This window comes from Bradyrhizobium sp. 61, assembly GCF_023073075.1.
In the GTDB taxonomy this organism is placed as follows: Bacteria; Pseudomonadota; Alphaproteobacteria; order Rhizobiales; family Xanthobacteraceae; genus Bradyrhizobium; species Bradyrhizobium barranii.
Genome location: NZ_JADPIU010000082.1, coordinates 269,994 through 292,540, shown reverse-complemented (window position 1 = coordinate 292,540; position 22,547 = coordinate 269,994). Strand labels below are relative to the sequence as shown.

Annotated in this window: 20 protein-coding genes; 9 read left to right on the top strand and 11 right to left on the bottom strand. The window is 64.1% G+C overall.

From position 1 onward, the window contains the following. Positions 1 to 10: 10 nt before the first annotated feature. Complete coding sequence (locus IVB46_RS32265; RefSeq protein WP_071908749.1) at positions 11 to 457, bottom strand: cyclic nucleotide-binding domain-containing protein; 447 nt, start codon at positions 455 to 457, stop codon at positions 11 to 13. A gap of 59 nt (positions 458 to 516) precedes the next feature. Further along, positions 517 to 1,203, bottom strand: coding sequence for a response regulator transcription factor (locus IVB46_RS32260; protein WP_007598630.1), 687 nt, complete (start codon positions 1,201 to 1,203; stop codon positions 517 to 519). A gap of 204 nt (positions 1,204 to 1,407) precedes the next feature. On the opposite strand from IVB46_RS32260, the gene IVB46_RS32255 reads away from it, so the two are divergent. Next, positions 1,408 to 1,977: a L,D-transpeptidase family protein gene (locus IVB46_RS32255; protein WP_247306520.1), complete on the top strand. Its 570-nt coding sequence runs from the start codon at positions 1,408 to 1,410 to the stop codon at positions 1,975 to 1,977. Between the two features lie 6 nt (positions 1,978 to 1,983). Further along, positions 1,984 to 2,769 (top strand): fumarylacetoacetate hydrolase family protein, encoded by a 786-nt coding sequence (locus IVB46_RS32250; RefSeq protein WP_247306518.1) that lies wholly within the window; start codon positions 1,984 to 1,986, stop codon positions 2,767 to 2,769. Positions 2,770 to 2,799: 30 nt separating this feature from the next. Here IVB46_RS32250 and IVB46_RS32245 read toward each other — a convergent pair whose 3' ends face one another. Then, positions 2,800 to 3,489 (bottom strand): YggS family pyridoxal phosphate-dependent enzyme, encoded by a 690-nt coding sequence (locus IVB46_RS32245; protein WP_247306516.1) that lies wholly within the window; start codon positions 3,487 to 3,489, stop codon positions 2,800 to 2,802. 109 nt (positions 3,490 to 3,598) lie between these two features. On the opposite strand from IVB46_RS32245, the gene IVB46_RS32240 reads away from it, so the two are divergent. Beyond that, entirely contained in the window at positions 3,599 to 5,302 is a 1,704-nt protein-coding gene (locus tag IVB46_RS32240) for a diguanylate cyclase (protein ID WP_085403080.1), read from the top strand. On the opposite strand, the gene IVB46_RS32235 is transcribed toward IVB46_RS32240, so the two are convergent. Next, the gene (locus IVB46_RS32235) at positions 5,299 to 6,345 is read right to left on the bottom strand and encodes a GGDEF domain-containing protein (protein ID WP_247306514.1); all 1,047 of its coding nucleotides are present in this window, start codon (positions 6,343 to 6,345) and stop codon (positions 5,299 to 5,301) included. The genes IVB46_RS32240 and IVB46_RS32235 overlap by 4 nt on opposite strands. Positions 6,346 to 6,536: 191 nt before the next feature. Here IVB46_RS32235 and leuS point away from each other — a divergent pair, with 191 nt between their 5' ends. From leuS to holA, 3 genes are all read left to right on the top strand, one after another. After that, on the top strand, positions 6,537 to 9,161 hold the full coding sequence (leuS, locus tag IVB46_RS32230; protein ID WP_247344262.1) for a leucine--tRNA ligase: 2,625 nt from the start codon (positions 6,537 to 6,539) through the stop codon (positions 9,159 to 9,161). Then, positions 9,148 to 9,699, top strand: coding sequence for an LPS assembly lipoprotein LptE (lptE, locus tag IVB46_RS32225; protein WP_028150179.1), 552 nt, complete (start codon positions 9,148 to 9,150; stop codon positions 9,697 to 9,699). The genes leuS and lptE overlap by 14 nt, the downstream gene beginning before the upstream one ends. Positions 9,700 to 9,829: 130 nt before the next feature. Then, the gene (holA, locus tag IVB46_RS32220) at positions 9,830 to 10,858 is read left to right on the top strand and encodes a DNA polymerase III subunit delta (protein ID WP_247306492.1); all 1,029 of its coding nucleotides are present in this window, start codon (positions 9,830 to 9,832) and stop codon (positions 10,856 to 10,858) included. A 265-nt stretch (positions 10,859 to 11,123) separates the two neighbouring features. Here the strand turns inward: holA and IVB46_RS32215 are convergent, their stop codons facing one another. From IVB46_RS32215 to hemJ, 7 genes are all read right to left on the bottom strand, one after another. Then, entirely contained in the window at positions 11,124 to 12,011 is an 888-nt protein-coding gene (locus IVB46_RS32215) for a ParB/RepB/Spo0J family partition protein (RefSeq protein WP_085403084.1), read from the bottom strand. Between the two features lie 137 nt (positions 12,012 to 12,148). Beyond that, positions 12,149 to 13,003, bottom strand: a complete 855-nt coding sequence (locus tag IVB46_RS32210; protein WP_071908759.1) for a ParA family protein — start codon at positions 13,001 to 13,003, stop codon at positions 12,149 to 12,151. Positions 13,004 to 13,033: 30 nt separating this feature from the next. Continuing rightward, a complete protein-coding gene (gene rsmG / locus IVB46_RS32205) occupies positions 13,034 to 13,804 on the bottom strand; it encodes a 16S rRNA (guanine(527)-N(7))-methyltransferase RsmG (protein WP_247306489.1) in 771 nt (256 codons plus the stop codon). Positions 13,805 to 13,813: 9 nt separating this feature from the next. After that, entirely contained in the window at positions 13,814 to 15,694 is a 1,881-nt protein-coding gene (gene mnmG, locus IVB46_RS32200; protein ID WP_247344257.1) for a tRNA uridine-5-carboxymethylaminomethyl(34) synthesis enzyme MnmG, read from the bottom strand. Between the two features lie 680 nt (positions 15,695 to 16,374). After that, positions 16,375 to 17,733 carry a tRNA uridine-5-carboxymethylaminomethyl(34) synthesis GTPase MnmE gene (gene mnmE, locus IVB46_RS32195; protein WP_247306483.1) on the bottom strand — a complete coding sequence of 453 codons (1,359 nt, stop codon included), beginning with the start codon at positions 17,731 to 17,733 and terminating at the stop codon, positions 16,375 to 16,377. A 316-nt stretch (positions 17,734 to 18,049) separates the two neighbouring features. Beyond that, positions 18,050 to 19,315 (bottom strand): transcription termination factor Rho, encoded by a 1,266-nt coding sequence (gene rho, locus IVB46_RS32190; protein WP_045004625.1) that lies wholly within the window; start codon positions 19,313 to 19,315, stop codon positions 18,050 to 18,052. Between the two features lie 247 nt (positions 19,316 to 19,562). Further along, the gene (gene hemJ / locus IVB46_RS32185) at positions 19,563 to 19,997 is read right to left on the bottom strand and encodes a protoporphyrinogen oxidase HemJ (RefSeq protein ID WP_247306929.1); all 435 of its coding nucleotides are present in this window, start codon (positions 19,995 to 19,997) and stop codon (positions 19,563 to 19,565) included. 459 nt (positions 19,998 to 20,456) lie between these two features. On the opposite strand from hemJ, the gene IVB46_RS32180 reads away from it, so the two are divergent. The 3 genes from IVB46_RS32180 to coaE are packed head-to-tail and all read left to right on the top strand — an operon-like array spanning position 20,457 to position 22,536. Further along, a complete protein-coding gene (locus IVB46_RS32180) occupies positions 20,457 to 21,296 on the top strand; it encodes a pyruvate, water dikinase regulatory protein (RefSeq protein ID WP_028150170.1) in 840 nt (279 codons plus the stop codon). An 8-nt stretch (positions 21,297 to 21,304) separates the two neighbouring features. Further along, complete coding sequence (locus tag IVB46_RS32175; protein WP_247306479.1) at positions 21,305 to 21,913, top strand: Maf family protein; 609 nt, start codon at positions 21,305 to 21,307, stop codon at positions 21,911 to 21,913. Positions 21,914 to 21,936: 23 nt separating this feature from the next. After that, positions 21,937 to 22,536, top strand: coding sequence for a dephospho-CoA kinase (gene coaE / locus IVB46_RS32170; protein ID WP_028150168.1), 600 nt, complete (start codon positions 21,937 to 21,939; stop codon positions 22,534 to 22,536). Positions 22,537 to 22,547 lie beyond the last annotated feature (11 nt).

Here is a 22,547-nt window from a genome sequence, read left to right as displayed (position 1 = left end):
GCCGTCCGGGCTACGACGACGTCAGCTTCGCGCCCGCCATCAGGATATCGCTCGCGATCTGGCTGGAGCGCACCGCGAATTCGTCACGCAGGCGCACCGCAGCCGCGGGGTCACTCTCGAGCACGCGTTGAAACAAGCTGCGCGCGACGCGGATGACGGAGGCGTGCTCCAGCGCGACCGCGCTCGACGGCCGCTTCATCGGCACCACCAGCGCGAGCTCGCCGATCAGCGCGCCGGGACCTGCGATCATCTCCGCGCCGGCGCCGTCGTCGACCCGAAAGGCGCCGCGTTGAACCACATATCCGGCATCGGCTTCGTCGCCGAGATTGAACAGGACGTCGCCGCGGACGAAATTACGCTGCTCGGAGCCGATCGCCAGCATGCGCAACGACGCGTCTCCCAACAAGCGCAGTGTCGGGACACGCTCGAGAAGCGCTACGTCGTCGTCGATTGACATTTAGGTCCGGGGCTCAAAGGGCATGCGATCTAAAACGATTCGCACGCCCCTAAAGCGTATCACGGCACCAGCTTGTAGCCACCGGCTTCCGTGACCAGGATCTCCGGATTGGCGGCGTCCTTCTCGATCTTCTGGCGGAGGCGGTAGATGTGGGTTTCCAGCGTGTGGGTGGTGACGCCGGAATTATAGCCCCAGACCTCCTGGAGCAGGGTCTCGCGCGAGACCGGCATCTGGCCGGCCCGGTAGAGGAAGCGGAGGATGGCGGTTTCCTTCTCGGTGAGCCGGACCTTGCGGGCATTGGCCGCGGTCAGCATCTTCGAGCCCGGGCGGAAGGAGTAGGGGCCGACCGAGAACACCGCGTCCTCGCTCGCCTCGTGCTGGCGGAGCTGGGCGCGGATGCGGGCCAGCAGCACGGCGAAACGGAAGGGTTTTGCGACGTAGTCGTTGGCGCCGGATTCCAGCCCCAAAATCGTGTCGGAATCGGTGTCATGCCCGGTGAGCATGATGATCGGGGCCTTGAAGCCGCCCTTGCGCAAGGAACGAACCACCTCGCGGCCATCGGTGTCGGGCAGGCCGACATCCATCAGGACCAGATCGGGGGCATTGGCCTTCGCGGCGCTCGCGCCCTTGGCGCCGGTATCGACGGCGGAGGCCTCAAATTCTTCGTGCAGCGATAATTGCTCCACCAACGTATCGCGCAGATCGGTATCGTCATCCACGATGAGGATCTTGCGGGCATTGGCCATAGGGGGTCATCCTTTTGGAGTCCGGCTCGGCGCGCATGCATGCTGCACCCAGCCGCGAGGGAAAGTTAGGGGGGTCGCCGTTATTATTGTTGTTCGTGTTGAAGTAGTGGGCTGTTACCGATTCACAAGCCAGAAGCACTCTAACTCAAAATCTCAGGCCGTTTTGATGAATGTCCTGTAATGAATTCGACATCGCACGTTCACATGAAAAACAAAGCGAATTCAGCTAGTTACCCAAAGAATCGAAGCTCCGGACCGCTTCGAGCGATCCGCGTTAAACCTGCTGCCGGGAATCCGCGCCGGGGCTGGCTGACGGCCGGCGCCCTTACGGTCCCGGTGGCGCTGGGGCGAGGCGGAATCCTGGCAAACAAGCGCGAGGGCGATGGCGGCACCCCGAGGGGCGGCTTCCGTCCCAGGCAATTATGGTGGCGGGGCGACCGCCACAGCCGTCCGCGGACCTTTCTTCCGGCCCGGACCATCGGCGACACGGACGCCTGGTGCGAGGACGCCGGAGATCGCCACTACAATCAGGCGATCCGGCTCGGGCCGGAGCAGGGCGGTGACCGTCTCAAGCGGACCGACCATCTCTATGACTTCATCATCGAAATCGACCACAACACCAGACCGCGCATCGCCGGCCGCGGCAGTGCGGTGTTCTTGCATCTGGCGCGCGACAATTTCGGGCCGACCGCGGGCTGCGTCTCGATGACCAAAGCGGCGATGCTGCAATTGCTGCGGCGCCTGGGACCAAGAACAAGAATCATCATCGGGTGAGGGCACATGCTCGACAAGGATCAGATCGCCGCCGCATCGCAGGTCCTGGTCAAACATTGGCGCGACGGCACCAAGTTTGACGCGCTGGAGCCGCGGTTGCGGCCGCAGAGCCGCGCCGATGGCTATGCCATCCAGGCCGTCCTCGAAAACCAATCGCTTGGAAAGCTGTTCGGTTGGAAGATCGCGGCGACAAGCGAGGCCGGACAGAAGCACATCAACGTCGCGGGACCGCTGGCCGGCCGCATCATGAGCGACACCGTGATCGCCGACGGTGGCACGGCGTCGATGAAGGGCAACGAGATGCGCGTCGGCGAGCCGGAGTTCGCCTTCGTCATGGGCCGCGATCTGCCGCCGCGCGCGACGCCGTACAATGTCGACGACGTGCTCGCCGCCGTCGACACCCTGCATCCCGCGATCGAGATTCCCGACTCGCGCTTTGGCGATTTCGCCAGCGCCGGCGAGGCGCAGCTCATCGCCGACAATGCCTGCGCGCATCTGTTCGTGCTTGGCGCAGCGACGACTGCGAACTGGCGCGCCATGGATCTCGTCGAGGAGCGGCCGCAGATCACGCTGCGCGGCCAGCGCTATCTCGGCCACGGCAAGAACGTGCTCGGCGATCCCCGTGTCGCCCTGGCCTGGCTTGCCAACGAGCTGCGCGGGCTCGGCATCACCTTGCGGGCAGGGGAGGTGGTGACGACAGGCACGTGCCATCCGCCGCTGCCGATCCAGGCCGGCGATCATTTCGCGGTGGATTTTGGTGTGCTTGGGCAGGTGTCGGTGTGGTTTGCGTAACCACCGCCGTCGTTGCGAGCGCTGCCGGCGTCACCGGTGCCCGAAGATCGCGCTCCCGACGCGCACATGGGTGGCGCCGAGCATGATTGCGGTGGCGAAGTCCGCGCTCATGCCCATCGAGAGATTCTTCAATCCATTGCGCGCTGCGATCTTGGCGGTCAGCGCGAAATGCGCCGCCGGCGGCTCGTCGACCGGCGGGATGCACATCAGGCCGGAGATCGTCAGCCCATAGCTGTCGCGGCAGCTCGCGATGAAGGCATCGGCCTCGCCGGGAGCGATGCCGGCCTTCTGCGGCTCCTCGCCGATGTTGATCTGGACGAACAGCTCCGGGTGCCTGTTCTGGGATTCGATTTCCTTGGCTAACGCCTGGCAAATGCTCGGGCGGTCGACCGAATGGATGGCATCGAACAGCGCCACCGCCTCCTTCGCCTTGTTGGACTGCAGCGGCCCGATCAGATGCAGCGCGATGCCGGAATAAGCGGACGTTAACGCCGGCCACTTGCCTTTGGCCTCCTGCACCCGATTTTCGCCGAATACGCGCTGTCCGGCGTCGATGACCGGGATAATTGCATCCGCGGCGAACGTCTTGGACACCGCGATCAGCGTCACGGAGGCACGATCGCGCCGCGCTTCCCTGCAGGCGCGGACAATTTCGGCTTCGACCGCGGCGAGCGCGTTTGGTGAATGGCCGGTTACCGGCGCGGCGTTGGTTTCGGTCATGACGTCGGTTCGGACTGGATTGTTGCGGAGCTAGTTCTAATTTTACCGAGTTCAAGAAAGAGTTTTTGAACCCTTCGCTTTACCTTGGCCGATGGGGTGGGCAGCGAAGATGGCAAACGTCAGTTTCAACCGCAAACGAGTGAAACTCAAGCAGGTTCTCGGAATCCGGGCACGGCTTGCGTTGCTCGCGGTGATTCTGGTGACGCCCTTGATGTTCGAGCGCATCCGTTCGCTCGAGGACACGCGCGCGCGGCAGATCGCGCAGGCCGCGACCGAATTCACCACCATTGCAAGACACAGCGCCGATGCGCAGCGCGAAGTGATCTCGTCGGTCGAAACCATCCTGAAATCTGAAGCCTTCATCCGCGCCTCCGCCGGCGGCATCAGCAAGAGCTGCGACGTGCTGCGCGCGAGCCTGCCGTCGAACCTTCCCTGGATCCGCACGCTGTTGATCGCCGGCCAGGACGGACGCATCCAGTGCGCCACCAACAACATGTATGTCGGCCTCGACCTCAGCGACCGGCCATACTTCCAGCAGGCGCAGGAAACCGGCCGCTTCGTGCTGAGCGATTTCATCCTGTCGCGGCCCGTGCCGTCGCCGACCGTCATGGCGGTTTATCCGGTGTCGGCCTTCAGCGGTGTGGCGGATGCCGTCGTGCTCGCCACCGTGAACCTCGACTGGATGTCGAAGGTCATGAGCAATCTCGGCGGCCGTGCCGGCATCACTGCCGTGCTGGTCGACAGCGCCGGCACGGTGCTCGCCGCGCCGGCTGACCAGCACAGCGCAATCGGCCGTCCGCTCGACAACATGCCGCTGATGTCGGCGATCGCCGACAGGGCGCTGCGTTCGGACCAGGACGAGGGCTCACTCTCTTTCCTCGCCGCTGACGGCTCCCGCCGCGCGGTGAGCTATATCCGCATCGCCGGCACTAACGCCCGCCTGATTGCCAGCATCGACGAGGACAAGGTGTCCGCGGCGGTCAGCCGCGACATCCGCACCGCCTATCTCCAGCTCGCGTTCGTCGTCCTGTTCGTCCTGCTCGGCGCGCTGATCGCTGCCGAGAAGCTCGTGATCAAGCCGATTGAGATGCTGGCCGACATGGCCAAACGCCTCGGCGAGGGCGACCTCTCGGCCCGCGCCGCGCGCAACCGTCTGCCGGCCGAGTTCGTGCCGCTGGCCCGCGCCTTCAACGCGATGGCCGCGCAGCTCAGCCAGCGCGAGCGCGAGCTGATCGCGAGCAACGACCGCCTCACCGTGATGGCCTCGATCGACATGCTGTCGGGGCTGGCCAATCGCCGCGGCTTCCAGAGCCGGCTCGACTTCGAATGGATGCGCGCGCAGCAATATGACAGCGAGCTTGCGCTGCTGATGATCGACGTCGACCACTTCAAGCTGTTCAACGACACCTACGGCCATCTCGAAGGCGATTCCTGCCTGACCCGGCTCGGCGAATCCTTGTCCGGCATCGCCGCCGACACGATGGGCTTTGCGGCCCGCTATGGCGGCGAGGAGTTCTGCCTGCTGCTGCCGAACACCGATGTGAACCGCGCCGTCGAGATCGGCGAGCAGGTGCGCGCGGCCGTGCTGAAGCTGTGCCTGCCGCACATCACCTCCGCCCACATGATCGTCACCGTCTCGATCGGCGTTGCTGCAACGAAGCCGAACGAGACGCTGCGCCCCGGCGATCTCATCGAAGCCGCCGACGCCGCGCTCTACGCCGCAAAACACCGCGGCCGCAACAATGTCATGGAGCACGGCATCCAGGTGATCGAGAACGGCGCGGCCGCCATGATGCTGGCCGCGAGCGCCTAGCCCGCAGCCGCGGCGCGATCGAGCTCGACCTCCGTCACCACGCGATTGCGGCCGCCGCCCTTGGCGAGATAGAGCGCGCGGTCGCAGCGCTCGATCAGATCGGTGATCGTCTCGCCGGTCCGGTACTGCGCCACGCCGATCGACACGCTGATGCCGGGCAGGGTCTCCCCGGTCGAGCGGCGCGTGATCGTGCATTCGGCGATCGCGCGCCTGATGCGCTCGGCGATCTCGGCGCAAGTGGCGAGATCGGCATCCGGCAGCACGGCAATCAGCTCCTCGCCGCCATAGCGGGCCGACAGATCCTGCTCGCGAACTTTTTCGCGCAGCACTTTCGCAATCAGGCGCAGCACCTGGTCGCCGACACCATGGCCGAAATTGTCGTTGAAGGTCTTGAAGTGGTCGATGTCGAGCATCAGCACGCCGAGCGGCTCGCCCCAATCCGCGGTCGTCTGTGCCTTGCGCAGGAATTCATCGAGCGCGCGCCGGTTTGCCAGCCCCGTCAGCGTATCGGTCCGGGCGCGCTCTTCGGACTTGGAGAGCGAGTCGCGGATCACGTCGAGCTCGCGGGTCTTTTCCGCAAAACCGGCCTCGAGCCGGGTCGCCCTCGCGGCGGCCCGCGCCAGCTCATTCATGAGCTGGGCGACCAGCGCCTTCGGATCGACGCCAGCCCTGCCCTGATCAGCGACCTCGCTGATCGCCTGCATCTGGGAACGATTGTCGGCCATGGCCGTCGCCAGAAACTCCTTCGCCGCCCCCATGAGGGCGTGCAGCCGATCGGACGTCTCGGAGGCGACGGCGCCCGCCCGGGGCGCGACATAGGTCTCGAACAGATCCTGGTTGGTCCTGGCGTCGAAGGGACGGTTGTGGTCGATCAGGAGATCGATGGCATTGCGCAGGTCGTCATGGCTGCCTGCGAAATAGTGGAACCAGACGGCAAAATTGGTCGGCGTCGGCGGAATCCGGTGCTCGGCCATGCTCCGCACCGCCCGTCCGGCGACAGACGCGGCATAGTCGTAATCGAGATCGTCGAAGCCTGATTCCATCGCCTGGCGGGGTGCTGTCGGGGGCCAACCTCGCACCGACCCCTTAATCCGATCCCAATGGGCCGTCCGTACTTTAGCGGAGCAGCCTTGCGGGGGGCCGCCGCCAGCGGCAACCCATTGACCCCCTAAGGACTTCTATGGCCTAGTCCGCCGTCTTTAGACGGCCGAATCCACGAAAACCCAACGATTCCATGACCTCCGAACGCTACAACGCCCGCGACGCCGAACCGCGCTGGCAAGCCGCCTGGGACCAGCAGGCGATCTTCGTCTCCAAGAACGACGATTCGCGGCCGAAATACTACGTGCTGGAGATGTTCCCCTACCCGTCCGGGCGCATCCATATCGGCCATGTCCGCAACTACACGCTCGGCGACGTGCTGGCCCGCTTCATGCGCGCCAAGGGGTTCAACGTGCTGCACCCGATGGGCTGGGACGCGTTCGGCCTGCCGGCCGAGAACGCCGCCATCGAGCGCAAGGTCGCGCCGAAGGCCTGGACCTACGACAACATCGCCGCGATGAAGAAACAGCTCCGCTCGATCGGGCTGTCGCTGGACTGGTCGCGCGAATTCGCGACCTGCGACCCCAGCTACTACAAGCATCAGCAGAAGATGTTTTTGGACATGCTCGCCGCCGGCCTGGCCGAGCGTGAGAAGCGCAAGCTCAACTGGGATCCGGTCGACATGACCGTGCTCGCCAACGAGCAGGTGATCGACGGCCGCGGCTGGCGCTCGGGTGCCGTTGTCGAACAACGGGAAATGAGCCAGTGGGTCTTCAAGATCACGAAGTACTCGCAGGAACTGCTGTCCGCGCTGGATGGGCTCGACCGCTGGCCCGACAAGGTGCGGCTGATGCAGCGCAACTGGATCGGCCGCTCCGAGGGCCTGCTGGTCCGCTTCGCGCTGGATCAGGCGACGACGCCCGCCGGCGAGAGCGAGCTGAAGATCTTTACGACGCGCCCGGACACCCTGTTCGGCGCCAAATTCATGGCGATCTCGTCGGATCATCCGCTGGCGCAAGCAGCCGCCGCGAAGAACCCGAAGCTTGCCCAGTTCATCGCTGACATCAAGAAGATCGGCACCGCGCAGGAGATCATCGACACCGCGGAAAAGCAGGGTTTTGACACCGGCATCCGCGCGGTGCACCCGTTCGATCCGAGCTGGAAGCTGCCGGTCTATGTCGCGAACTTCGTGCTGATGGAATACGGCACGGGCGCGATCTTCGGCTGCCCCGCGCACGACCAGCGCGACCTCGACTTCGTCAACAAGTACAATCTCGGCAACATTCCGGTGGTGTGCCCCGAGGGCCAGGATCCGAAGACCTTCGTCATCACCGACACCGCCTATGACGGTGACGGCCGCATGATCAATTCTCGCTTCCTCGACGGCATGACCATCGAGCAGGCCAAGGACGAGGTCGCAAAGCGGCTGGAAGGCGAACTGCGCGGCAACGCGCCGGTTGGCGAGCGTCAGGTCAATTTCCGCCTGCGCGACTGGGGTATTTCACGGCAGCGCTATTGGGGCTGCCCGATTCCCGTCATCCATTGTCCAAAGTGCGATGTGGTGCCGGTGCCGGACGCCGACCTGCCGGTGACGCTGCCGGACGATGCGACCTTCGACAGACCGGGCAACGCGCTCGACCATCACCCGACCTGGAAGCACGTCACCTGCCCCAAATGCGGCGGCAAGGCCCAGCGCGAAACCGACACCATGGACACCTTCGTGGATTCATCCTGGTATTTTGCGCGCTTCACCGATCCCTGGAACGAGAACGCGCCGACGACGCCAGCCGTCGCCAACCGGATGCTGCCGGTCGATCAGTATATCGGCGGCGTCGAGCACGCGATCCTGCATCTGCTCTACAGCCGCTTCTTCACCCGCGCGATGAAGGCGACCGGGCACATTGCGCTGGACGAGCCGTTTTCCGGCATGTTCACACAGGGCATGGTGGTGCACGAGACCTACCAGAAGGCCGACGGCACCTATGTGCAGCCGGCCGAGGTGAAGATCGAGGTCGGCGGCAACGGCCGGCGCGCGACGCTGCTGACGTCAGGCGAAGACATCCAGATCGGTCCGATCGAGAAGATGTCGAAGTCGAAGAAGAACACGGTCGACCCCGACGACATCATCGAGACCTACGGCGCCGATGTCGCCCGCTGGTTCATGCTGTCGGACTCCCCGCCCGACCGCGACGTGATCTGGAGCGACGAGCGCGTCCAGGGTGCCTCGCGCTTCGTGCAGCGGCTGTGGCGGCTGGTGAACGATGCAGTGGAGCTCGGCCAGGCCGCGCCGGCAGATCGTCCGGGCTCGTTCGGCCCGGATGCGACCGCCTTGCGCAAGGCCGCTCATGGCGCGCTGGACAAGGTCACCACCGGGATCGAGCGGCTGCACTTCAACGTCTGCCTTGCCCATATCCGTGAATTCGCCAATGCGTTCTCCGAGGTGCTCCAGCGCCCCGGCCAGCCCACACCTGACCTCGCCTGGGCGGTCCGGGAGGCCAGCCAGATCCTGGTTCAGCTGTTCTCCCCGATGATGCCGCATCTGGCCGAGGAGTGTTGGCAGGTTCTGGGCCATAGCGGGCTGGTTTCCGAGGCCGATTGGCCCCAAATCGAACGCGATTTGCTGGTTGAAGACGCCGTGACCCTGGTGGTCCAGGTCAATGGCAAGAAGCGGGGTGAGGTCACAGTTGCAACAGTGGCCCAGAATCCGGAAATCGAGGCTGCCGTTTTGGCCCTCGATGCGGTAAAACTGGCCCTGGACGGCAAGCCCGTCCGCAAGGTGATCATCGTCCCCAAGAGGATCGTGAATGTTGTCGGCTAGGATCCGGATCGCTGCCCGCTTGCTGGCGGTCGCCGCATTGGCGGCGCTGACGGCTGGCTGCTTCCAGCCGATGTATGCCGAGCGTGGTGACGGCACCCCCGGCCTGCGCGAGAAGCTGATGGGTGTGGACCTTCCGCCGATCAACAAGGCCAATGCCTCCCGCGAGGCCCGTGTCGGCGTCGAGGTCCGCAACGCCCTGGCCTTCAAGCTCTACGGCACGGCCACCGGCATGCCGCCGACCCATCGCCTGGAGATTCGCTTCGCGAGCAGCAAAACGTCGCTGATCGTCGATCCCAATACCGGCCTGCCGAACAGTGAAAACTACGGCATCGACGCCCAGTACAATTTGATCGAGGTCGTCAGCGGCAAGTCGGTCATGACCGGCACGACGTTCGCGCGCGTGTCCTATGACATGCCTGGCTCCTACCAGCGCTTTGCCCGCAACCGGGCCCTGCGCGATGCCGAGGATCGTGCCGCCAACGAGATCGCCGAGAACATCAACACTCGCCTCGCCTCGTTCTTCATCGCCGGCACCTAAGTCATCCCCGTCATTCCGGAGCGCCCGCAGGGCGGATCCGGAATCCAGAGATTATTGATCGAGATTCTCAGGCGCGCAATTGCGCGCCGTAGTTCGCGCTTCGTGCGCCCTGGAATGACAGTCAGGTCCGATGGTCGCGCTGCGCGGAAAAGAGATCGACGCCTTCCTCGCCCGTCCCGACGGGGGCCGACCGATCATCCTGCTCTACGGTCCCGATGCCGGCCTCGTGCGCGAGCGCGCCGATGCACTGATAGCCTCGGCCGTCGACGACCCCAACGATCCCTTCTCCCTCGTCAAGCTCGACGGCGACGAACTCTCCGCCGAGCCGTCGCGGCTCGTCGATGAAGCCATGACGGTGCCGTTGTTCGGCGGCCGCCGCGCCATCCGTGTCCGTGCCGGCTCGCGCAGCTTTGCCAGCGGTATCGATACGCTGGCGGAGATGGGCGTGAAGGATTGCCGGATCGTGATCGAGGCCGGCGAGCTGCGCCCGGAATCGCCCCTGCGCAAAGCCTGCGAGCGCGCCAAGACGGCCGTGGCGATCGGGTGCTATCCCGACACCGAGCGCGACCTTGCCAAACTGATGGACGACGAGCTCCGCATCGCCAATCTGCGCATCGCGCAGGATGCCCGCGCGGCGCTGATGTCATTCCTCGGCGGCGACCGCCAGGCCTCGCGCAATGAGCTGCGCAAGCTGACGCTCTATGCGCATGGCAAAGGCGAGATCACGCTGGATGACGTGATGTCCGTCGTTGCCGATGCGTCCGAGCTGAAACTCGACCCCATCGTCGACGGCGCCTTCGCCGGCCGGCCCGACATCGTCGAGACCGAATTTGCAAAGGCCATGATCGCGGGCACCTATCCCGGCGTGATCATCTCCGCCGCGCAGCGCCAGGCCGCGTGGCTGCACAAATCTGCGCTCGCGATCGCCGACGGCCAGCCTGCGTCCGCCGTGCTCGAGGGCGGCTATCCGCGCCTGCATTTTTCGCGAAAGCCGGCGGTCGAAACGGCGCTGCGCAATTTCAGCGTGGCGCGGCTCACTGCAATCATTGAGCAGCTCGCGACCGCCGCGCTCGACACCCGCAAGCAATCCACCCTCGCTGCCGCCATCGCCCAGCGCACGCTGATGGCCATCGCCGCGAATGCGAAGCGGCGCGGCTGAGGCACCGCTCTCTCCACGTCATTGCGAGGAGCGCAAGCGACGAAGCAATCCAGAGTCCCTCCGCGGAAAGAATCTGGATTGCTTCGCTTCGCTCGCAATGACGATGTGGAAACAGATGCGCCCGCAAAGACGGAACGAAGCGCCTACTCCTCATCCTGAGGAGCGCGCCTTGCGCGCGTCTCGAAGGATGAAGGCCCGGGCCCTCGCCCTTCGAGACGCCGCTTTGCGGCTCCTCAGGGTGAGGGAGACAGACTGTGAATGACGTCTACAGCGCGCCCTTCGCCAGCCGCCTCATCACCTCGTCGAGCTGATCGAGGTTGCGGTAGTTGATCTGGACGGAGCCGCCGGGGTCGCGGTGATTGACCGTGACCTTGAGGCCAAGCGCATCGCTGACGCGCTTTTCGAGATCGATCGTGTCAGGGTCTTTTTCCTTGCCCCCGGTGCTGCGCGCCTTCTGCGGCTTGCGCTCCGGCACACCCTCTTCATGCGCGAGCGCCTCGGCCTGGCGGACGTTGAGGCCTTCCGCGACGATGCGCCTGGCTGACGCGAGCGGATCGGGCACGCCGATCAGCGCGCGGGCGTGGCCGGCGGTCAGCTCGCCGCTCGTGATCAAGGCCTGCACTTCGGCCGGCAGTTTCGTCAGCCGCATCATGTTGGCGATGTGGCTGCGGCTCTTGCCGACGACCTTTGCGATGTCGTCCTGGCTGCGTTTGAACTCGTTGGCGAGCGCGTGATAGCCGAGCGCCTCTTCCATCGGGTTGAGGTCTTCGCGCTGCACGTTCTCGACGATCGCGAACTCCAGCGCATCGCTGTCGCTGATGTCGACCGGCACGATCGGCACTTCGTGCAGGCCGGCCATCTGCGATGCGCGCCAGCGCCGTTCGCCGGCGATGATCTCGAAGCGATCCTGCGCGCCCTTCACCGGACGCACGACGATCGGCTGGATCACGCCGTGCTGCTTGATCGAATCAGAGAGCTCCTTGAGCTCCGTTTCCGAAAAGGCGCGGCGCGGGTTGCGCGGATTGGGCTTGATGAATTCGATCGGCACCTTGCGCTGCGCGCGCGGACGATCGACATGCTGAGCCTCGCCGCCGACGTCACCGATCAGACTCGCAAGACCCCGGCCCAGTCGCGAACGCGCTTCGTCGGCCATCGCCAGCTCCCTTGGATTCACGGTGCAACACTCCAGAACTGAATTATCGTAGAGTGGGCAAAGCGAGGCGTGCCCACCAGTTGTGTGCAGAAGATGGTGGGCACGGTGAAGACGCCTTTGCCCACCCTACGGCAGCGTCAATGCGTGGTGCGCAGCTCGCGCTCGCGCTGGATCACTTCGGTGGCGAGCCGCAAGTAAGCTTCGCTGCCGACGCATTTGAGATCGTAGACCAGGACCGGCTTGCCGTAGGACGGCGCTTCCGAGATGCGCACGTTGCGCGGGATCATGGTCTTGTAGACCTTCTCGCCCATGAACTGACGGACGTCGGCGACGACCTGGTTCGAGAGGTTGTTGCGCGAGTCGAACATGGTCAGCACGATGCCGTGGATCGACAGGTTCGGATTGAGCGTCGAGCGCACCTGCTCCACCGTCTGCAGCAATTGCGACAGACCCTCGAGCGCGAAGAACTCGCACTGGAGCGGCACCAGGATCGCATCGGAGGCCGCCATCGCATTCACCGTGAGCAGGTTGAGCGAGGGCGGGCAGTCGATCAGCACATAGGTGTAGTCGGCGTCCGGCGAGACGTTGTTGTTGAGCGCGCCGATGGCGTCGCGCAGCTTGAACGCGCGGCCGGGCGTGGTGCCGAGCTCGAGCTCGAGGCCGGAGAGATCCATGGTCGAGGGTGCGATGTGCAGCCGCGGCACCGCGGTCGAGACCACCGCCTCGCGCAAAGCAGCTTCGCCGATCAGCACGTCATAGGTCGAGCAGGAGCGGTTGCGGCGATCGATGCCGAGGCCGGTCGAGGCGTTGCCCTGCGGATCGAGATCGACGATCAGGACGCGCTCGCCGATCGCAGCGAGTGCTGTGCCAAGATTGATCGCCGTGGTTGTTTTTCCCACGCCGCCCTTCTGATTCGCCAGCGCCAGGATGCGCGGGTGGCCCTGCGGGACTTCGCCGGTCTGTTGCTGCTGCGGTTCGTCAATCACGCTCATCGCAAATTCCCCACTCGACCCTTGAACGCGTCAGCCGCGCTGCTCGACGGACGTCAGCTCGACGATCCAACCGTCGCCGGTACGGCTTTGGTGAAGCTGCGGCTGAATATTCCAATATTTAGCGGCTTCGGTCAATTCAGCCTCTACATCTTGACCCTTCGGAAACAGCGCTTTTGCACCCTGGCGCATCAGCGGCTCCGCAAAGCCGATGAGTTGATGTAGCGGAGCCAGCGCACGCGCGGTGACGCAATCGACGGGGCCGGTGATTCTATCCACATTATCCCCGATCTCCGCGAGATGTACGAGCCCCGGAGATGCGGTGACGCGAACTGCTTCGCGCAGAAAGGCCGCCTTCTTGGCGATTCGCTCGACGAGATGGACGCTGGCGCCAAGCGTCCCGGCCATGGCACAGGCGAGGACGATTCCGGGAAAGCCGCCGCCGCTGCCGAGGTCGGCCCAGCGTTTGGCCGAAGGGGCGAGATCGACGAGCTGAAGCGAATCGGCGATGTGCCGGGTCCAGAGCTGCGGCAGGGTCGAGGGCGCGACCAGATTGGTCTTGGCCTGCCACTCGCGGAGCAGCGCAATGTAGCGGTCGAGTCGCTCCTCGGTTTCACGTGAAACGGGGGCGAGCCTGAGGGCCGCGAGCTTGTCCGCGGCGATGATCGCGTCCAGCGACCGATCGTTGGCGCTGGCCTTGTCGATCTTCGGCTTGATCGGCGTCGGTTCGGATCGGCGACTCGCGCCCTCGCCCGCCGATGGTTTCCCTGATGACGATCTGCCGCCCGGCCCGCGCTGTTTCACGTGAAACGCCTATGCGATCGCCTTTGAGGTCTTCCGTGCCTCGCGCCGGAGGTAGGCCGCGAGGATACCGAGAGCCGCCGGCGTCATGCCGTCGATCCGGCCAGCCTGGCCGACGGTGAACGGCCGCGCCTTCTCCAGCTTGGCACGCACCTCGTTGGAAAGACCGGGGACCTGCTGGTAATCGACGTCCGACAGCACCATCCCCTCGTCTCGCCTGAAAGCTTCGACGTCGGCGCTCTGGCGCTCGAGATAGACGTCGTACTTCGCGTCGATCTCCAGATGGGTGGCAATGACCGGGTCGATCGCCGACAGCTCCGGCCAGATGGCCCGGACCTGGCTCCAGCCGATGTCCGGATAGGCCATCAACTCGAACGCCGAACGGCGCTGGCCGTCCCGGTTCAGGGTCAGGCCGTGCTTGATCGCCTCGTTCGGGGTGATGGTCAGGGACTTCGACAGCGCCCTGGCCGCATTCAGGGCGTCCATCTTGGCGCGGTGATGCTGCGTCCGGGCGCTCCCGACGCATCCAAGCGCAATCCCCTTCTCGGTGAGGCGCTGATCGGCATTGTCGGCGCGCAGGGTTAGCCGGTACTCGGCGCGTGAGGTGAACATCCGATAGGGTTCGCTGATCCCGCGGGTGACGAGGTCGTCGATCATCACACCGAGATAGCCATCGGCACGGTCGAACACGGTCAGGGCGGCGCCGCTCGCCGCCAAAGCCGCGTTCAGGCCGGCCACGATACCCTGCCCGGCAGCTTCTTCGTATCCGGTGGTGCCGTTGATCTGCCCAGCCAGGAAGAGACCACGCAGACGCTTGGTCTGCAGGGTCGGATCGAGCTCGCGGGGATCGATGTGGTCGTACTCGATGGCATAACCGGGACGGACCATCTTCACCTGCTCCAGGCCAGGAATGCTGGCGAGGATCGCGAGCTGGACCTCCTCCGGCAGCGAGGTCGAGATGCCGTTGGGATAGACGGTGCTATCGTCGAGCCCTTCCGGCTCCAGGAAGATCTGATGGCCGTCGCGGTCGCCAAAGCGGACGATCTTGTCCTCGATCGAGGGACAGTAGCGCGGTCCGGAACTCTTGATCTGGCCGGAGTACATCGGCGAGCGATGGACGTTGGCCCGGATCACTTCATGGGTCGCGGAGGTCGTCCGGGTGATCCCGCACTGGATCTGCGGGGTCGTGATCCGCTCCGTCATCACCGAGAACGGCTCCGGAGGCTCGTCTCCGGGCTGCATCTCGACCGCTGACCAGTCGATCGTGGTGCCGTCCAGACGCGGCGGAGTGCCGGTCTTGAGCCGTCCAAGGGTGAAGCCTGCCCGCTCAAAGGAGCTCGAAAGACCCATCGCCGGGGCTTCGCCGACCCGACCGGCGGGCCAGTTCTTCTCGCCGAGATGGATCAGACCGCGGAGGAAGGTGCCGGTGGTGACGACGACAGCCCCTGCCCGAAGCTCGCGGCCGTCCGCCAAGCGTAGTCCGGTCACCCGGCCCTCGACCACGATCAGCTCGTCCGCCTCGCCCTCGATGACAGAAAGACCTTCGGTGTCCCGGATCGCGGCCTGCATGGCTGCGGCATAAAGCTTCCGGTCGGCCTGGGCTCGGGGCCCCCGGACGGCCGGTCCCTTGCGGCGATTGAGGACGCGGAACTGGATGCCGCCGGCATCGCCGACCCGGCCCATCAGACCATCGAGAGCATCGACCTCGCGGACCAGATGGCCTTTGCCGAGACCGCCGATGGCGGGGTTGCAGGACATCGCGCCGACCGTGGAGAAACGGTGCGTCACCAGAGCGGTCGTCGCACCCATCCGGGCGGAAGCAGCCGCGGCTTCACAGCCGGCGTGGCCGCCGCCAATCACGATGACGTCGAAACTCTCTCGCTCTGTTCGCATGGGCGGACTTCTATCTCAGAGGTGGAGAAGCCGGAAGTAGAAACTGGGTGAGGCGGTTGTTTCCCGTGAAACGGGGCGACAGGAGGCGATGCGCATTTTCGCGAGAACAACCCCATGCACAGTAGAACCGGAACTGAGCGGACTGCCGTTTCACGTGAAACAGGATGGGTCTAACCGGGCGAGAACTCCTGGCGAGATCTCGCCCTGCTCTGGACGCGGGTAGGAGTGATCCGTCTACTCCGTCATTGCGAGCGGAGCGAAGCAATCCAGTGGAGGCAGTCTGGATTGCTTCGTCGCAAGGGCTCCTCGCAATGACGGGATTGGGGGCCGAGTGTCGTTCGCAGCCAAGACCGCTTGAGCAGTGAAATCGAATCTCCCGCCCAAGTCTGCGGGCCCAGAAGCCGCAATGAGGGCCGCTCGCGTTTCACGTGAAACAGGCCGGAAGCGCCCACCACCTGTTTCAGTGAAACAGCAGGAAGCTTGTAGCCCGGCTGGAGCGCAGCGAAATCCGGGAAAGGTGTTCCGGCTGCGGAGCCGTCCCGGATTGCGCTTCGCTTCATCCGGGCTACGAAACTGCAAGCACCTGTTCCATGTGAAACGGCCCGGAACCCATCCCATTGCCGTTTCACGTGAAACGCAAGGACTGGAACAAGCGCTAGTTCTACAATGAAGAACTAGTTCTACTTTCCGATGCAGAATTTCTGGAAGATGGCCCCGAGGACGTCCTCGACGTCGACCCGGCCCAACAGGCGACCCAAGGCATAGGCCGCAGCACGCAACTCTTCGGCGGCAAGCTCTTCGCCGTCTTCTACAAGCTCCAGGCTCCGACGCAAGCTGTCTGAGGCCCGGCGCAACAGATCTCGCTGGCGGGCGCGGGTCACCAATGCGCCCTCGGTCGTCCCGAAAAACTCGGCGGCGAATTTCACCAGAGCGTCGATCAGGTCGGGAACCCCGTCCCCCCGGCTCGCCGAGATCCCGAACTCGCCACGCCGCCCGACGTCCCCCGCCTGGCCCAGATCGATCTTGTTGCGGACGATCCAGACCGAGCCGCTCGATTGATCACGCCCGGGGCCTGACTTCACCAGCGATTGCATCGTACCCGGATCGACAGCGCGCCCACCCTCGACCAGCCACAGCACGAGGTCGGCGGCGTCGGCTCGCGCTCGTGCCCGGCGCACGCCTTCCTGCTCCACAGGATCGTCGGTCTCCCGGATGCCAGCCGTGTCGATTACCGTGACCGGATAGCCGTCGAGATCGAGCTGCACCTCGATCACGTCGCGCGTGGTGCCGGCATGCGGCGAGACGATCGCGACCTCGCGGCGCGCCAGCTGATTGATCAGCGTCGACTTGCCGACATTCGGCTCGCCGGCAATCGCGACCACCAGGCCGTCGCGCAGGCGTTCAGAATGTCCCTGTGCCGCAAGGACTTCTGCGATTTCGTCATGCAGCGCCTTGATCGCTTTTACCGCCGGCGCCCTCAACTCGGCCGGCACATCGCCCTCGTCGGAAAAATCGATGCCGGCCTCGATCAGCGCCGACGCCTCGATGATGCGCTCGCGCCAGTCGCGCGCGCGATCGCCGAGCAGGCCCTGCAACTGGCGCAGCGCCTGGCGGCGCTGACGATCGGTATCGGCATGGATGAGATCGTCGAGGCCTTCGGCTTCGGTGAGATCGAGCTTGCCGTTCTCGAACGCACGCCGCGTGAATTCGCCGGGCTCGGCCGCGCGCGTATTCGGAATAAACGAAATAGCGGAGAGGAGTGCCGCGAGCACCGCGCGGCCGCCATGGACGTGAAATTCAGCGACGTCCTCGCCGGTCGCGCTGGCCGGCCCCGGAAACCAGAGCACGACCGCGTCGTCGATCGCCTGGCCCGCGCCATCGCGGAGCAGCCGGCGGCTGGCCTGTCTCGGCGCCGGCTGCCTCCCCGCCAGCGTCGTGAGCGCGAGCCCCGCTTGCGATCCGGAGACCCGCACCACGGCGATCGCGCTCGGCGCACGGCCGGACGACAGCGCAAAGATGGTCTGGTCTCGCGGATGCATGGCCTATTTGTCCGGCTGGCGACGAAAAGGCAAACGGCCCGTTCTCGCGATGCCGACGCCCCTTTTGCTGCGCTCTGGCCCGCAGCAACGGCTCTATTGCGATGCAATATAAGACGCAGCATTTTGCTGCAAAGGCAGCCTCGCCCAGGCACCAAATGGTCAGCCAGCGTCAAGTATTACGTAAAGATATCAACAACTTCCGGAAAATCCGGATTTTCCTTTCGTCCCATCGCCATGCTGCATTTCTTCCGCAGCAAAGCCGCACAAAAGCAAAAGGGCGCCCGAAGGCGCCCTCTAATCTCATGCTGCATCGCACTCAGGTGTTCATCGAGTCGAAGAACTCTGAATTGCTCTTGGTCGAGCGCAGCTTGTCGAGCAGGAAGTCGATCCCATCCATGGTGCCCATCGGGTTCAGGATGCGGCGGAGCACGTACATTTTCTTGAGCACCTGCGGATCGGTGATGAGCTCCTCCTTGCGGGTGCCGGAGCGCGAGATGTCGATCGCCGGGAAGGTGCGCTTGTCCGAGACCTTGCGGTCCAGGATCAGTTCGGAGTTACCGGTGCCCTTGAACTCTTCGAAGATGACTTCGTCCATGCGGCTGCCGGTATCGACCAGCGCGGTTGCAATGATCGTCAGCGAGCCGCCCTCCTCGATATTGCGGGCGGCACCAAAGAAGCGCTTCGGGCGCTGGAGCGCGTTGGCGTCGACACCACCGGTCAAGACCTTGCCGGATGACGGCACCACGGTGTTGTAGGCGCGGCCCAAGCGCGTGATCGAATCGAGCAGGATCACGACGTCGCGGCCATGCTCGACCAGACGTTTTGCTTTTTCGATCACCATCTCGGCGACCTGGACGTGACGAACCGCCGGCTCGTCGAAGGTCGACGAAACCACCTCGCCCTTCACCGAGCGCTGCATGTCCGTGACTTCTTCCGGACGTTCGTCGATCAGCAGGACGATCAGATAGCATTCGGGGTGATTGTGCGCGATCGAATGCGCGATGTTCTGCATCAGCACGGTTTTACCCGTGCGTGGCGGCGCGACGATCAGCGCGCGCTGGCCCTTTCCGATCGGCGCGACGATATCGATCACCCTTGCAGAAAGGTCTTTTCGCGTCGGGTCGTCGATTTCCATACGGAAACGCTGATTCGGAAACAGCGGCGTGAGGTTGTCGAAATTGACCTTGTGCTTGGCCTTTTCCGGGTCTTCGAAATTGAGCGTGTTGACCTTCAGCAGCGCAAAATAGCGTTCGCCCTCTTTCGGGCTGCGAATGTGGCCTTCGATGGTGTCGCCGGTGCGCAGACCGAAGCGGCGGATCTGCGAGGGCGAAACGTAGATGTCATCCGGTCCCGGCAGATAATTGGCGTCCGGCGAGCGGAGGAATCCGAAGCCGTCGGAGAGCACCTCGACGACGCCCTCGCCAACGATGTCGGTTTCAGCAATCGCGAGCTGCTTGAGGATGGCGAACAGCAGCTCCTGCTTGCGCATGGTGCTGGCATTCTCGACCCCATTCTCTTCCGCGAACGAGACAAGCTCGGCCGGCGTCTTCGACTTGAGGTCCTGGAGTTTAATTTCCCGCATTGGGGTGGTCCTGTGGGGTAACCTTGGGAGGGGGTGCGAGGAGGCTCTGAAATGCGGACGCGAGAAGGTAAGGTCCGCAGGTCTGGCAAGGAGAGCGCCGGTGAGGCTTCAAACCTGATGCGGTGTCCGGCCTCTGGAAAGCTCAGACAAAACCACATCCGCCTGCGTTGGGTGGGATATCGCCAATATAGAAAATCGCTTTCCACTCCGCAAGCCGAAGCGCTGAGCGATTCATCGCAAGCCTTGCCTAGAACGGCTTCACGATCACCATGATGACGATCAAAATCATCAGAGCAGTCGGCACCTCATTGATAATTCGATAGAATTTCTGGCTACGCGGACGCCGGTCGGCGGCGAAATCCTTGCACCAGCGTGAAAAAAAGCCGTGGACCCCAGACATCGCCAGGACCAGTGCCAGTTTTACGTGCAGCCAGCCGAAAGAGAACCAGTGGCCGGACCAGGCGAGATAGAGCCCGGCAAGCCATGTGACGATCATGGCGGGGTTGATGATCGCCTTGAGCAGCCGGCGTTCCATCACTTTGAAGGTTTCCGACTGCTTCGATCCGATCTCGGCCTCGGAGTGATAAACGAACAGCCGCGGCAGGTAGAGCATGCCCACCATCCAGGAGATGACGGCGATCACATGCAGCGCCTTGATCCAGAGATAGACGTCTTCGAACATTTTCTGCGCCCGGCTTTCTGTCCAGCGCAGGGAACGCTGGGGATAGTAAGAACTCGTTAAGGTCTCACCCTGCACACTTATCCATCCATAGGGCCTTCCTTAAAACTAGAATCTTAGATTCTTAAGGTTTGAGTCTATGTGACCGTGAATAGGACTCACACAATTCCGTCCGCACGTTCACGTGCGCTTGTTCACATCCATCAACATATCCCTGATGCTTCCGGCGGCCTTCGATAAGTCGGCCAGCTTCAAAGGCTTGCGCGTTTCTGTCGGCAGCTTATCAAGGGGGTTGTCCGCGCAATCCCGTTTTCCTCTCAACGGGTCGCCGGACTTGTTCCGATGGGCAGTGGTGTGAAGAAAATTGGCACTTGTCCCGCCCCTGGTGTCGCGCAACCCTTTCCGAGGGGTTAAGGTCCACAGAAATCCACAAACCACACCGCCTCCATACAAAGGGCTTTTGTGCCGACCTCGAACAATTATTTCCATCTCCACCTGGTCTCCGACTCCACCGGAGAGACGCTGATCACCGTCGCGCGCGCCGTCGCGGCGCAGTACGCCAACGTCACCCCGGTCGAGCATGTTTATCCCCTGGTGCGCAGCCAGAAGCAGCTCGATCGCGTGCTCGACGAGATCGAGGAGGCGCCGGGGATCGTGCTGTTCACGCTGCTGGAGAAGGATCTCGTCTCCAGGCTCGAGGACAAGTGCAAGCAGATCAACGTTCCGAGCCTGTCGATCATCGGGCCGGTGATGCAGTTGTTCGAAGCCTATCTCGGCGCCGCGACCACGGGCCGCGTCGGCGCCCAGCACGTCCTCAATGCGGAATATTTCAAGCGCATCGACGCGCTGAACTACACGATGATCCACGACGACGGACAGCATGTCGAAGGCCTCGACGATGCCGACGTGGTGCTCGTCGGCGTCTCACGCACCTCCAAGACACCGACGTCGATCTATCTGGCCAATCGCGGCATCCGCACCGCCAACGTGCCATTGGTTCCGGGCATTCCGGTGCCGGCACAATTGGAGACCCTGACGCGGCCGCTGGTGGTGAGCCTGCATGCGACGCCGGAACGCCTGATCCAGGTGCGCCAGAACCGCCTGCTCTCGATGGGTGCCGATACCAGCGGCGACACCTATACCGACAGGCAGGCGGTCGCCGACGAGGTCGCGTTCGCGCGCAAGCTGAGCGCCAAGCACGACTGGCCGCTGCTCGACGTCACGCGGCGATCGATCGAGGAAACCGCCGCGGCGATTATGAAGCTCTACAGTGATCGCCAGCGCAACCGGCCCACGGGATAGTTTCGGCGATGTCTCTCTGGCGCGGCGAAACTCCGTTGATACTGGCCTCGCAGAGCAGCGCGCGAAAGATGCTGCTGGCCAGTGCCGGACTGGAGTTCAAGGCGATTACGGCCGATATCGACGAGCGCGGCATTCAGGCAGCCTCGAAGCTTTCAGGCCCGCATGACATCGCCCTGCTGCTGGCGCGTGAGAAGGCCAAGGCGGTCTCGGCTGGTCATCCAGGGAGCTATGTGATCGGTGCCGACCAGACCCTGGCTCTCGGCGAGCGTCTCTTCAACAAGCCCGCAGGCCGCGCACAGGCGATGGCACAATTGCTCGACCTCGCCGGCAAAAGCCACGCGCTGAATTCCGCGGTGGCCGTGGCGCGAGATGGCAAGATCGTTTTCGAGGATGTTTCGGTGGCCCGCATGACCATGCGGCCGATGACCGAGACGGAGCTTTCCGCCTATCTCGACGCCGCCGGCGATGCGGTGACGACCAGCGTCGGCGCCTATCAGCTCGAAGGTCTCGGCTGCCATCTGTTCGAGCGCATCGAGGGTGACCATTTCACCATTCTCGGCCTGCCGCTGCTGCCGTTGCTTGCGTTCCTGCGGCGCGAACGGCTAGTTGCTGTGTGAATGACAGAAACGGCTGCCTGCTGATGCGGATCCTTGGACTGACCGGCTCGATCGGGATGGGAAAATCCACCACCGCGAAATTGTTCGCGGAGGCCGGCGTTCCCGTCTACGACGCCGATGCCGCCGTCCATCAGCTCTACGAGGGCGAGGCTGCGCCCGCGATCGAGGCCGCCTTTCCCGGCACCACCGCGAACGGCAAGGTGGATCGCCCAAAACTGTCCGCGCGCGTCGTGCATGATCCGGCCGCGATCAAGCAGCTCGAGCAGATCGTCCATCCGATGCTCGGCGCCTCCCGGCAAAAATTCTTCGCCGATGCGGAAGCAGCCAAGGCGCCCGTCGTGGTCCTGGATATCCCGCTGCTGTTCGAAACCGGCGGCGAGAAGCGGGTCGACGCCGTCGTCGTGGTGTCGACCTCGCCGGAACTCCAGCGCAAGCGTGTGCTGGAGCGCGGCACGATGGACGAGGCTAAGCTCGACGCGATCATCGCCAAGCAGACGCCGGATGCCGAGAAGCGCAAGCGGGCCGATTTCGTAGTGGATACGTCACACGGACTTGAACCCGTGCGCGCCCAAATCACGCACATTCTGGCCGAGGTCGTTAAGATGCCGCAGCGGCGAGCCTGATTCGCTGCCTC